This is a genomic window from Binatus sp. (SeqCode), assembly GCF_036522015.1.
Classification (GTDB): domain Bacteria; phylum Desulfobacterota; class Binatia; order Binatales; family Binataceae; genus Binatus.
Map to the genome: position 1 here is coordinate 1 of NZ_DATDGQ010000394.1, position 11557 is coordinate 11557.

The following is an 11557-nucleotide window of genomic DNA, read 5'->3' on the forward strand; positions in this document are numbered from 1 at the left end:
GATGCTTCGGGCCTGACTGGTCCGCCGTGATGAACGGCAGATTGATGTCGGTCTCGGTGACCGTGGACAGTTCGGTCTTGGCCTTCTCGGCCGCTTCCTTCAGCCGCTGCAACGCCATGCGATCTTTGCGCAGATCGAATCCCTGGTCCTTGTGGAACTCATCGGCCAGGTAATCGATGACCCGCTGGTCGAAATCTTCGCCGCCAAGGAAGGTGTCGCCGTTGGTCGATTTGACCTCGAAAACGCCTTCGCCCAATTCAAGAATTGAAATATCGAACGTGCCGCCGCCGAGATCGAACACCGCGATCTTTTCGTCTTTCTTCTTGTCGAGACCGTAGGCCAGCGAAGCCGCCGTCGGCTCGTTGATGATCCGCAGCACGTTGAGACCAGCGATACGGCCTGCGTCCTTGGTCGCCTGGCGCTGGCTGTCGTTGAAGTACGCGGGCACAGTAATAACGGCCTCGGTGACTTTCTCGCCAAGGTAATCCTCGGCCGTCTGCTTCATCTTCTGCAGGATGAACGCTGAAATTTCCGGCGGGCTGTATTTCTTGCCGCGGATTTCGACCCACGCCGCGCCGTCGTCGGCCTTCACGACCTTGTACGGCAGCACCTTGATCGCCTTCTGAACCTCGGCGTCGTCGAAACGCCGGCCCATCAGCCGCTTGATCGCAAAAACCGTGTTGGTCGGATTGGTGATCGACTGGCGCTTGGCGATCTGACCGACCAGCCGCTCGCCTGCTTCCGTAAATGCGACGACCGACGGCGTCGTGCGACTGCCTTCGGAGTTGGCGATGACTACAGGATCGCCACCCTCCATGATCGCGACGCAGCTATTCGTCGTGCCCAAGTCGATACCGATAACTTTTGCCATTTTCCTAGAGGTCCTCTGATATAAAACTTAAGATAGAAATAATCATGCTTTAGTTATTTTCAACGTCGGAAGCGTCGTTTTCGCCTCCGTTTCGCTTTCTCGAATCAGTCTCATTTCCCTTCGCGACCGACACGCGCGCCGGCCGCAGAACCCGCTCTCCAATCAGATAGCCGCGATGGAACTCATCGACGACCGTGTTGGCAGGATGCGCCTCGGACGCCACGTGATCGACCGCCTCGTGCCGATTGGGATCGAAGGTCTGGCCGACCGACAGTAGCGGCGTCACGCCTTGCGCCCGTAGAAAATCGATCAGCGCCCGCACCGTCATCTCGACGCCGTCGACGATCGTTTTAGTGTCGGTACCATTGCGGGCGGCCGCGAGCGCGCGCTCGAGGTTATCGATTATCGGCAGCAGGTCGCGCAGGATGCTCTCGCGCTGGATGCGCACGGATTCCTCGCTCTGCTGGCGGATTCGCTTGCGCGCATTTTCAGAGTCGGCGAGCGCGCGAAGATACTTGTCCTTCAACTCGGCGATTTCCTTGTCTTTTTCGGCAATCTGCGCCCTCAACGCTTCCGCGTCACGGCCCTGCTCCGCCTCGGCGCCAGCGTCGGTCGGGTCGAATTCACCATCCATACCGGGATTTCCGTCCTGAGGATGCTTGTGTCGCTTGTTCATTTAGGTGACCGGATGAACATAAAACGTAAGCATGATTTTCGGCCATGCCACTGCCGGCAACGGCGAAATCGTTAGATTTTTCGCAAATTTTCGAAGAACGAAATACCAAGGTGCAGGGGGTTACCCCTGCCGAAGGAAGCGTGAAACCCATCGCGGGTATCACTACGATGGAGTTCTCTAATATTCCATCAGTCTCGATAGCGCGCGCGCCGTGTACTCGACCAGCGGAATCACTCGGTCGTAGTCCATCCGTACCGGGCCGACGATCGCCAGGCTGCCCAGCGCGCTCGATCCGCTCGCATAAGACGCCGCCACCACGCTCAACGACGACAGCCGCGGATCGTAGTTCTCCGAGCCGATCGACACCGTGAGCCCGGCGTTGGTCAGGCTGCGCTCCAGCAGTTCGAGCAGGGCGGTCTTGTCGTCGAGCGCGCGCAGCAACTCGCGCATCTTGCTGCGATCGGAAAACTCCGGCTGCTCCAAAGCCTGCAGGCTACCCTCGACATACAGCTCGGTACGCCCGACGTAATCGGCGAGCGCCTCGCCGAGGGCGAGCGCGTCGTGCATAAAGCGATCGTAGTTGGCGCGCTCCTCGCGCAGTTGCGCCTCGATCCATCGGCGCGCTTCGTCGAGCGTGCGTCCTTCGAGCGACTCGTTCAGGTAGCGCGCCATGCGATCAAGCTCGTCCTGCGAATGGTCGCGCGCGGTATCGACGATCCGGTTTTGCATCGCGCCTTTCGACGCGACGAAAACGGCGAGCACCTGGTTGTCGCGCAAGCGCACGAAGTTCACGCGCTCGAGGATCGACGCCTCCAGCCGCGGCGCCATCACCAGCGCGGCCTGTCCGGTCAGAATCGAGAGCAGGCGCGGCGTGTTGCGCAATACCTCGCCCAGGTCGCGCACGGCGCTCGAGTAGTGCAGCTCGATCTGCGCGCGATCCTCGAATCCGATTCGTGTCGCCGCTGCGAGATGATCGACGTAGTAGCGAAACGCTTTTTCAGTGGGGACTCTGCCCGCTGAAGTATGCGGCTGGCGCAGGTAACCACCGTCCTCGAGCTCGGCCATCATGTTGCGCACCATCGCAGCGCGAACGCCCAGCTGATGGCGCGCGACTATTTGCGCGGAGCCGACCGGCTCGGCGGTCGATATGAACTCCTGCACGGCCGCGAGAACCAGGGCATGTTGCCGGTTCGAAAGCGTGGTGCTGGAAGATTCCTGTGTCATCTCGTGCTTGTTTCAATTCTGTTACGCATTCATGGATAAGTTCAAGGGATATCGTAGCGCAATCCGGCTAATTTCACCGATGGCGAGCGGGTATTCAGTGACGTAGGATCGATGCCGATGGCGCGCAAAGCCAAAATCATCAAGCCACGCCATCTCTATATTCCCGTCGTGCCCGCCAATGCGTCGTGGTTCGAGAGCGACAGCTACGACCGCCGCACGTGGAACGAAATCGTCGCCGACGCGCCGTCGCTCGCCGACCTCGCGGAAACCGGCGAGCGTCTGGTCCCGCATTTCGGCGCGCTGGTGCAGGACCTCTTCTTCGCGCTGTTCAAAATGAACCCGGTGTTCCGCAAAACCGGCGACGTGCGCCTCGCAGCCTCGCTCAATCGCACCATCCTCGAACAAATCGTCCCGTCGGCGCCGTTCCAGGCCTTGCGCTCGCGCACCGCACTCGAAGAAGACAAGGCCGCCATCGCCGCGATCGTGATGAGCGAGCACGCGCTCGAATTGGTGAAATCCGAGCAGCTCATTAATCGCAGCGAGATGCTCGATCTGTGGGATCTCGCGCGGCAGGAACAGGACCTCGAAGCGCGGGCCGAAGCGGTGAAGGCCGTCAACGAAATGCAGGACAAGGAAGAGGGCGAGCAAGAATCCGGCGCGGCACAAAATCAAGCAACGAAAAAAGAGCTCGCCGAGATGGCCGATGCGGCCGAACGCGCGGCTAAAGTCTCAGAGGCGCGGCTCAATCAGAAGTCGCGGCAGTTCGAGACGCAACTCAAGGGCGCGGATCAAAGTGCGCTCAAACGCATGCAGCTCAAGACCGGCGAGCTCGCCGCCGAGATCGATCAAGCGGCCGAGGACAGTCACGACTTCAGCCGCGAATTCGGGCAGGGCGGTCGCGTCGCCGCCGGCGCGCGCCTCGAGCTCGGCCGGCGCCTCGCGCGCAACAAGAAACTCGGCGAGTTGGCGCGGATGGTCGGGCGGTTCAAACAGGACGCGCGTGCACTCAAGCGCAAAACGCTCGAGCGCGGAGTCGCCGAAGCCTACGACATCGAGCTCGGCTCCGAGCTCGGACGCTTGATTCCCGCCGAGCTGCTCGCGATGCATCATCCGGTGCTCAAGCGCGACTTCCATCGCCGCGTGCTCGAAGGCACCGTCCTTCAGTACCGGCTGCGCGCCGACGAGCAGAAGGGCAAGGGCCCGATGGTTGTGTGTATCGACGTCAGCTCCTCGATGCAGGGCGACAAGGAGATGTGGTCGAAGGCTGTCGCGCTGACGCTGATGGATATCGCGCGGCGCCAGCGCCGGCTGTTCCGCGCCGTCATGTTCTCGTCGGGAGACGTGAGCCTCAAGGTGCTCGACCTCAATCGCGAGCGCCGCTACGCACCCGACTTGAACAAGGTCGTCGAGATGGCCGAGTACTTCCCGGGCGGCGGCACCGACTTCGAGACTCCGATCGACGCCGCGGTCGAATTGCTGGGCGAGAAGAAACTCAAGCGCGGCGATATCGTGATTATCACCGACGGCGAATCTCAGGTCAGCCCGGATTGGCTGGCGCGGCTGCGCGAGCGAAAGGACGAGCTGGATTTTTCGATCTTCGCGGTGCTGGTCGACGTGGGCTCGGCGGAAACGTCGTCGCTGGCGCAGTTCGCCGATCGAATCACGTCGGTCAAGCGCATCAGCGACGAGCACGCCCGCGACATTTTCCTGCACGTGCAATCGTGAAGAGCAGCCAACACAAAATAATTCTCGAGCCGATCGATCGGAGCAATTTTCTCAAGCTGTTCAACATGCAGCTTCGGCCCGAGCAGACCACGTTCGTCACGCCGCCGCGATGGACGCTCGCGCGATGCTACGTGCGCCTGTTCGGCGACAACTTCGAGCATCTGCCGCATCTGATCCGCGCCGGCGACGCAGTAGTCGGCTACGCGACTACCGCATGCGATCCAAACAGCCACGACAATTATTGGATCGACGACATCATGATTGCCGCCGAGCATCAGGGCAAAGGCTACGGCCGAGCCGCAATGGTCGAAGTGCTCAAAATGATCGCCGCGCGCTATCCCCGATGCGAAGCGGTGCAGCTAACCTGCTTCCGCACCAACCTCAACGCCGCCGCGTTATACATCAGCCTGGGCTTTCGGCCGACCGGCGGCGTCGACGAAGAATTCGGCGAGCCCAACTACAAGCTGTCAGGGACAGCGCTCGCGGAGTTCCGGAAGTAGAGCAGTTCATGATGTTGGTGCTGAGTCATAGGAGGCTCGATCAGGATTTCTTTTCCGGCTGAAGATTCTCGGCATTGTAAAAGCAGAATTGCAACGCGACTCCGAGATTCCCTAGTATTCGCATCAGTTCAACCGACACATCCAGGTAAACGACAGGACCTTCGTCGATAAGGCAGTCAATTCTTACTTCATACCCGAGTGCTTGTAGCTCACGAATTGCAGTCTCGCGATTCGTGAGGAAGACGCACCAATAGTCTAACTGAGCAGCCGCGTCCCACGACCACTTCTTCTCCTCGTCGACATCGAGTCGCCACGTTCCGGTCCGGACTATCAAACCGCCAGGCCGGCCGGCATCTTTGTGGTTGGGTGGGTAACGCAAATGGTCGCCCCGCCGATACGCCTCGCTAGGCTCGACGCCTAAGAGCGTCGTCACCTGCTGAGGATCGAGTTCGTCGCCGCGAACATAAAGTTTGCACGAGCAGTACTCCCTTTCTTCAGACATGCTTTCCTCGGTCGGTACCGTTCCGGTCGTTGACCGTCAGAGAATAGCTAGTACTTTTTCTGAGGTCACGAGTTTGCGTGGCTAACGATCGAAAAAGAAAAGAGCCGGTCGTCGACGACCGGCCCTTCATCATTCAGATTGTGATGATTGCGAGCTATGCCGCTGACGCCATCTGCATCACGCCTAGCTGCTGGTACCACGACTCCGTGCGGTCGTTGATCAGGTCGATTTGCCGCAGGCATGGGATGATCGTGTCGACGAACAGGAACGAGTTGAACTGCTTTTCCATGTCGTTCTCCGCCGCCGCCCAGGCAGGATTGCGATGCATCTCTTCTTCGATGTCCTTCATCGAGATGCCAACTTCCTCGAACACCATCGCGCCCGACAGGAAGCCGTCCTTGGGCACGCCGTCAACCACCTTCGTCACCATCATGTCGCATGCGGTGAAAGCGAAGTCCTCGAGGTCCTTCTTGTCCTTGCCCTTGAGCTTGGTCACGGCGTCGCGCAGCGCCAGCATCCCGAAGCCGACGTGGCGTGCCTCGTCCTTCATGATGTACTCGAGCAATTCCTTCAACAGTTCGTCCTTGGTCTCGCGCTGCATGAAGCGGAACGCCGCGATCGCGAGTCCCTCGGCGACGACCTGCATCCCGACGTACTTGGGCTCCCATCGATCGTGCGCCATGACGGTGGTCAGCAGCCGCTCGAGCGTCGGATCGATCGGGTAGATGCGGTCGAGCTTGGTGATGTACTTGCGGAAGCCTTCGACGTGACGCGCCTCGTCGAACACCTGCGCCGCTGCGTTCATCTTGGCGTCGAGGTCGGGCACCGCATCAACCAACTGCCCGCAGACCATCAGCGCGCCCTGTTCACCGTGCAGAAATTGCGAAAGCCGCCACGCCGCGAACTTGCGCCCGAGCTGGTACTTGTTCTCTTCGCTGAGCGATCGATATAGCTCGGTCTGGAACATCGGCATCATCGTCATGTCCAGTACTTCGTTCTCGATCGGGCGGTCCCAATTGATCGTGGTCGAGACGTTCCACTGATCGCGCTTGGCATTCTCGTACAGCCGGTCCATCTGCGGAAACTTGACGCTGTAGTCCCAGTGGAAGACGCTTTCGAGGTCGGTGTGAACAATCGTGTGGTCGTGGGCCATTGTGAGAATCCTCCAGATTCACGGGGCGCCGAGCCGTGCCGCGCGCTCGAGTCCGCCCAGGGCAAAATTTACAGTGATATTTTTCAGTTCCGCGTGAGAAAGATCGCGGCTCGCCAGCAGCCACGAAATAGCCTGCGACAACATCCCGATCGTCAGATGCGCAATCGCGTCGGCGCGCTCGCCGACTGCGGGCGCGAGGTCGTCGCGCAGATCGTCGATGAAGATATTGTGGACGCGGACCATCAGATCGAGAAACGCAGGACTGTGGCCGAACACGATCCGGAAAAGTTCGGGCGCCTCGGCGGCCGCATCGAGAATCGTGTCGATCGTGATCTTGAGTTTTTCGGCCGGCGTACGCACGCCCGCCTTCGCCTCGCCCAGAACACGCCGCAATTCTGCCGCGCCATGCTCGATAAGCTCGATGAAAATTTCGTTCTTGGTTTTGAAGTGCAGGTAGAAGGTGCCGAGGCCAACGTCGGCTTCGGTCGCGATGTCGGCGATGCGCGTCTGATGGTAGCCCTTGCTCGAGATGACGCGTTCAGCCGCCTGAATCAGATCGACGCGCGTTTTCTCGCGACGACGATCGAACCGGTTCGGCGCATCGCCAGATAGTCGAGCTGCTTGATCCACGACGCACTTTTTATTGTAAAATGAATTGTGTGTCAATTACGATTATCAATTCATTACTGAATCAATATTCAGTAATGAATACAGTCTCGGAGCTCAGTAAGCACGCCAATTTGTTCCAAAATCCAGAAATCAAGGAGGGGTCCAATCAGGCGGCCAATGGACGAAAAAGAACGATTAAAGCGCTACGGAGTCCCGCCCAGCGAGTTGGGATCGAGCGACGGAACGGGTGCAGATTCTTCTGGAGCAGGGCCGGATTGCTCCGGCGGCGAGCTGGACTCCTGGTTAGATTCGTCGGGCGTCGTTCCGGCATCTTGCGGAGTCGTATCCGGAAGAACCACCGGCTCGGGGAAGTCCGACGTCACGTTGCAACAAAGAAGGTAACTGCTGCCCGCCCGTGGTTGCGCGTTGTAGGCCTGCAGGGAACCGTCGGCCAGCACCTTGACCGCCTGGTAGCTGGTCGAACCCGACACCCGCTCGATTTGAAAGACGTAGTAAGCGCCGCGATCGAGCGGCTCCGGCGGTCCTTCCTCGGGAAGCACCTGCGTGAAGTGCGTCGGCACTTTCGAGTAGTCGACGCTCTTGAGCGAATACTTCGTCGCGCCGACGCCGGTAAGCGAGCCGAACGTTCCTTCGTCGGCCTTGAACTCCCAAATCGGTACGCCGCCATCGAATCGCACCACTGACTCGGTATGCGACGCGTCGCGCTGATCGTTTTTGATCACTTCGGCGCCGAAGAACTTGATCACGGTGGCGCGCGCGAGGGCGTCGCCGGGATGCCGGTAGTTGATCGCGACTTTCGCGACCGGTGGCGGCAGCGGCTCGCCCTCGTTGGCGTTGGCGGCGTCGTCGAGATCGGTCGAGTCGTCGTCGGGACTCCACCACGCTTTGATTTGCGAGCATCCCGACGTCGCTAGCGCGAGCGAGAGAAACATCGCGACCAGCCACAACCATCGGCGTTCACGCATCGGGGAGTGCTCGAAAATTCTCATCGCCATCCCGATAGCTGAGTCGGACGGGGAACCGCAAATGCTTTGTATATCGGCATGTCCATCGAGTAGTGTTGCCGGACTGTGGCAACCCGGGATTCGAGCGAAAAAATCGGCCTTCGTCCCCTGCTAATCTACGCGCAGGCGCAGACCGGCCTCAACCTGTGCGTGACTTTGATCGGACTGCATCTGCTCTATTTTTATAGCGATCGGATGGGGCTCGCTCCATCGCTGGCCGGCCTTGCATTCTTCCTGGCGCTGGTGCTCGACGCGGTGACCGATCCGCTGGTCGGCAACATTTCCGATCGCGCGCGCTTCAAATCGGGCCGCCGGCGGCCGTTCTTCTTCGCGGCGATTCCGATGGCGGTCTGCTACTACCTGCTGCTGTCGCCGCCGCGGCTGAACGCGGGCCTGTTCGTATGGTTCTTCGGCTTCTACTTCCTGATGCTCACGTCGCGCAAGATTTACGAGACCGCTTACAGCGCGCTGATGCCGGAACTCACCCTCGACTACGACGAACGCACCAAGCTCTCGACGTTTCGGATGCTGCTCGGCACCGTCGGCGACATCAGCGGAGCGCTGCTGCCGTTCGCGGCGACCTACCTGTTCGCGCGCGGCACCGACTTCAAAGTGACCGGCGCGATCTGCGCGATCGTCGTCGCGGGCGGCGCGATGCTCGCGTACACGGGGCTGCGCGAGCGCGCCGAGTTCTCGACGCTCGAGCGCTCGCGGCTGTGGGCGTCGATCAAATCGATGGCGGGCAACCGGCCGTTCATCATTCTGCTTATCGCCACGACGCTGGCCATCATGGCCATCAATATTCCGACCGTCCTGATCCGCTTCCTTGCGAAATACTGGTATCACGACGAGAACGCGGCGGCGCGATGGCTAATCGCGTACTTCGCCGGCTCGGTGATCTCGTATCCGTTCTGGTTCAGGATCACCGTCAGGTTTGAAAAAAAGCCGGCCTTCGTGGTCGCGATGATCTGCAACGCGCTCGGCTCGCTGATGTTCATGATGATGACGCGGCAGAGCACCATCGCGCTTTACCTCTTGATGGCATTCACCGGCTTCTCGGCGATCGGAATCTGGGTGACGCAGATGTCGGCGTCGGCGGACGTGATCGAATGGGACGAGGAGCGCACCGGCCAGCGGCAGGAGGGCGCCTACGGCGGAATCACCTCGATGTCGATAAAGATGGCGGTCGCAATAACGCTGCTGATGGTCGGCCCGGTCTTAAGCTGGGTCGGCTACAAACCGGGCGGCAGCGGAATCACACCGGCAGCGGGAGAACATCTGCGCGCGCTGTTCGCACTCGGCCCCGCCGCGATATACTTGCTAAGCGCTTTGGTCTTTTCGCGCTACCCGATCACCCGCGAAAGCCACCGCGCAATGCGCGACCGGCTAGCCGCAAGAAGCGCCGCCGCCGACAAAGAAAAATCAAAAGCCATCGCGTAGCCGCGTCCGTGCACCCTGTCGAAGTGAAGATCCTAACCTCACCTCGGACAAGGGCAGGTTAGGACTACGAACACGCGAAGAGAAAGAAGAGGGCCGCGGGGTCATCGCGCGCGGCGCTTCGTCAATCAATCTTTGTCGTCGCGCGATCTTTGTCGTCGCGACTAACCTAACAGCGACTTCGCCACTGTCTCGCGATGTACCGGGGCGTTGCCGAAGTTTGCTTCGCCGGCTAGTGCGCGTCTGTGGAACAGATGCATGTCGTGCTCCCAGGTGAAGCCGATGCCGCCGTGGACCTGGATTGCTTCCGACGTGACGTTTTTCGCCATGTCCGATGCGTACGCTTTCGCCATCGGCACCGCGGTCGCCGCTTCCGCGCCCTTCGTATCGACGGTCCAGCACGCGTAGTAGGTCAGCGAGCGCGCGTTCTCGACCGCGACCATCATATCGACGCACTTGTGCTTGACCGCCTGGAACGATCCGATCGGCTTGCCGAATTGCACGCGCGTCTTGGCGTAGTCCACCGACATGTCGAGTGCGCGCTGCGCCGTCCCGACCATCTCGGCCGCGAGCCCGGCGGTCGCAATATCGAGCGTGCGCCGCAGAATCGGCCATCCCTCGCCTTCCTTGCCGACGAGCTCCGAGCCTTTCACGTTGTCGAACTTCACGTGGCACAGGCGCCGCGTCATATCGACCGTCTTGAGTTGAGTGATCGTGATGCCGGGCGTCTTCGCGTTCATCGCCAGGATCGTGATTCCTTTTTCGCCGCTGCCGCCAGTGCGGACCGCGACTGCCATCCCGTTGGCGACGTGCGCGTCGGGGACAAAAAACTTCTCGCCGGTGATCGTGTACTCGTTGCCGCTCTTGGTCGCTTTGAGCTGGATTCCCTCGGCGTCGAAGCGGCCCGCGGCTTCGGCGATCGCGACGGTGCCGATAAACTCGCCCTTCGCCATGCGCGGCAGAAGATCTTTTTTCTGCTGGTCGGAGCCGCCTTCAATCAACAGCGGCGCCGCGAGCAGCGCGGAGGTGAAGAGGGGGCCCGGCACCAGGGCTTTGCCTGCTTCTTCGACGATCACCGTCATATCGAGGAAGCTGCCGCCCTGGCCGCCGTAACTCTCAGGGATGAGCAGTCCGGGCCATCCGAGCTCGACCAGCTTCTTCCAGAAGCCGGCGTCGTGGCCGGTCGGGTCCGCCATCATCTGGCGGACAAACTTGGTCGGGCAGTTGTCGGCCAGAAAGCGCTTGGCCGCGTCCCGAAGCATCTCTTGTTCTTCAGAAAATCCGAAATCCAACTTGCGATCCTCCGTTTTTTCGATGGGGAATCCTGCAGCTTGAAACTGCTCAGATCCATGTTTGAGGTACCATTAAGGCTTTCAGGCGTGCAAGCGCCGGGAATGCCACGAGGGGGGGCGAGTTGCGCGCTTGATTCGCGCGCGGGAACCGCGACAATGGTCAACGGTTCGATAAAAAGAATGGAACACAAAGATCTTGTCCGCGAAGAATTTACCCGGCAGGCGAACGACTATGCGACCGCGCCCACGATTCGCGACGCGGAGCATCTGCGCAAGCTGGTCGAGATTGTGGCGCCACCGCGCGATGCGCGCGTGCTGGAAGTCGCGACCGGGCCCGGGCATGTCGCGATGGCATTCGCGCCGGTGTGTCGCGAAGTCGTGGGTATCGACCTGACTGACGCGCCGCTCACGATTGCCGAGAGGATGCGCGTGGAGCGGGGACTCGGCAACGTCCGCTTTCAGAAGGGTGACGTCGAGTCGCGGCTGCCGTTCAATGACGGTGAATTCGACGTCGTCGTGTGCCGGTTCGCGGTTCATCACTTC

12 protein-coding genes are annotated in these 11557 nt (G+C 60.5%); 4 read left to right on the forward strand and 8 right to left on the reverse strand.

Annotated elements, in window-relative coordinates; translation table 11 throughout:
• The 3 genes from VIW95_RS16730 to hrcA all read right to left on the reverse strand — a co-directional run.
• On the reverse strand, nucleotides 1-871 hold an 871-nt coding region (locus VIW95_RS16730; RefSeq protein ID WP_331588660.1), incomplete at its 3' end, for an Hsp70 family protein.
• A gap of 49 nt (nucleotides 872-920) precedes the next feature.
• A complete protein-coding gene (gene grpE, locus VIW95_RS16735; protein WP_331588662.1) occupies nucleotides 921-1547 on the reverse strand; it encodes a nucleotide exchange factor GrpE in 627 nt (208 codons plus the stop codon).
• A gap of 177 nt (nucleotides 1548-1724) precedes the next feature.
• Nucleotides 1725-2771, reverse strand: coding sequence for a heat-inducible transcriptional repressor HrcA (gene hrcA, locus VIW95_RS16740; RefSeq protein ID WP_331588664.1), 1047 nt, complete (start codon nucleotides 2769-2771; stop codon nucleotides 1725-1727).
• A gap of 117 nt (nucleotides 2772-2888) precedes the next feature.
• Here hrcA and VIW95_RS16745 point away from each other — a divergent pair, with 117 nt between their 5' ends.
• Nucleotides 2889-4496, forward strand: a complete 1608-nt coding sequence (locus VIW95_RS16745) for a vWA domain-containing protein (RefSeq protein ID WP_331588666.1) — start codon at nucleotides 2889-2891, stop codon at nucleotides 4494-4496.
• A complete protein-coding gene (locus VIW95_RS16750) occupies nucleotides 4493-4996 on the forward strand; it encodes a GNAT family N-acetyltransferase (RefSeq protein WP_331588668.1) in 504 nt (167 codons plus the stop codon). The genes VIW95_RS16745 and VIW95_RS16750 overlap by 4 nt, the downstream gene beginning before the upstream one ends.
• Nucleotides 4997-5036: 40 nt before the next feature.
• On the opposite strand, the gene VIW95_RS16755 is transcribed toward VIW95_RS16750, so the two are convergent.
• The 4 genes from VIW95_RS16755 to VIW95_RS16770 form a co-directional block, all read right to left on the reverse strand.
• Nucleotides 5037-5498: a DUF4279 domain-containing protein gene (locus tag VIW95_RS16755; protein ID WP_331588669.1), complete on the reverse strand. Its 462-nt coding sequence runs from the start codon at nucleotides 5496-5498 to the stop codon at nucleotides 5037-5039.
• Nucleotides 5499-5652: 154 nt separating this feature from the next.
• Nucleotides 5653-6651 (reverse strand): ferritin-like domain-containing protein, encoded by a 999-nt coding sequence (locus tag VIW95_RS16760; protein WP_331588671.1) that lies wholly within the window; start codon nucleotides 6649-6651, stop codon nucleotides 5653-5655.
• A gap of 18 nt (nucleotides 6652-6669) precedes the next feature.
• Complete coding sequence (locus VIW95_RS16765) at nucleotides 6670-7281, reverse strand: TetR/AcrR family transcriptional regulator (RefSeq protein ID WP_331588673.1); 612 nt, start codon at nucleotides 7279-7281, stop codon at nucleotides 6670-6672.
• Between the two features lie 182 nt (nucleotides 7282-7463).
• The gene (locus VIW95_RS16770; protein ID WP_331588675.1) at nucleotides 7464-8270 is read right to left on the reverse strand and encodes a hypothetical protein; all 807 of its coding nucleotides are present in this window, start codon (nucleotides 8268-8270) and stop codon (nucleotides 7464-7466) included.
• Nucleotides 8271-8351: 81 nt separating this feature from the next.
• On the opposite strand from VIW95_RS16770, the gene VIW95_RS16775 reads away from it, so the two are divergent.
• Nucleotides 8352-9725 carry an MFS transporter gene (locus VIW95_RS16775; protein ID WP_331588677.1) on the forward strand — a complete coding sequence of 458 codons (1374 nt, stop codon included), beginning with the start codon at nucleotides 8352-8354 and terminating at the stop codon, nucleotides 9723-9725.
• A gap of 161 nt (nucleotides 9726-9886) precedes the next feature.
• Here VIW95_RS16775 and VIW95_RS16780 read toward each other — a convergent pair whose 3' ends face one another.
• Complete coding sequence (locus tag VIW95_RS16780) at nucleotides 9887-11014, reverse strand: acyl-CoA dehydrogenase family protein (RefSeq protein ID WP_331588679.1); 1128 nt, start codon at nucleotides 11012-11014, stop codon at nucleotides 9887-9889.
• A 180-nt stretch (nucleotides 11015-11194) separates the two neighbouring features.
• Here VIW95_RS16780 and VIW95_RS16785 point away from each other — a divergent pair.
• Nucleotides 11195-11557 (forward strand): class I SAM-dependent methyltransferase (locus tag VIW95_RS16785; RefSeq protein ID WP_331588681.1); only part of this gene is annotated, 363 nt, incomplete at its 3' end.

Excerpts from the sequence above, each read along its gene's own strand:
- hrcA (WP_331588664.1), bottom strand. The coding sequence starts at position 2,771 with ATGACACAGGAATCTTCCAGCACCACGCTTTCGAACCGGCAACATGCC.
- VIW95_RS16745 (WP_331588666.1), top strand. The coding sequence starts at position 2,889 with ATGGCGCGCAAAGCCAAAATCATCAAGCCACGCCATCTCTATATTCCC.
- VIW95_RS16760 (WP_331588671.1), bottom strand. The coding sequence starts at position 6,651 with ATGGCCCACGACCACACGATTGTTCACACCGACCTCGAAAGCGTCTTC.
- VIW95_RS16755 (WP_331588669.1), bottom strand. The coding sequence starts at position 5,498 with ATGTCTGAAGAAAGGGAGTACTGCTCGTGCAAACTTTATGTTCGCGGC.
- VIW95_RS16770 (WP_331588675.1), bottom strand. The coding sequence starts at position 8,270 with ATGAGAATTTTCGAGCACTCCCCGATGCGTGAACGCCGATGGTTGTGG.
- grpE (WP_331588662.1), bottom strand. The coding sequence starts at position 1,547 with ATGAACAAGCGACACAAGCATCCTCAGGACGGAAATCCCGGTATGGAT.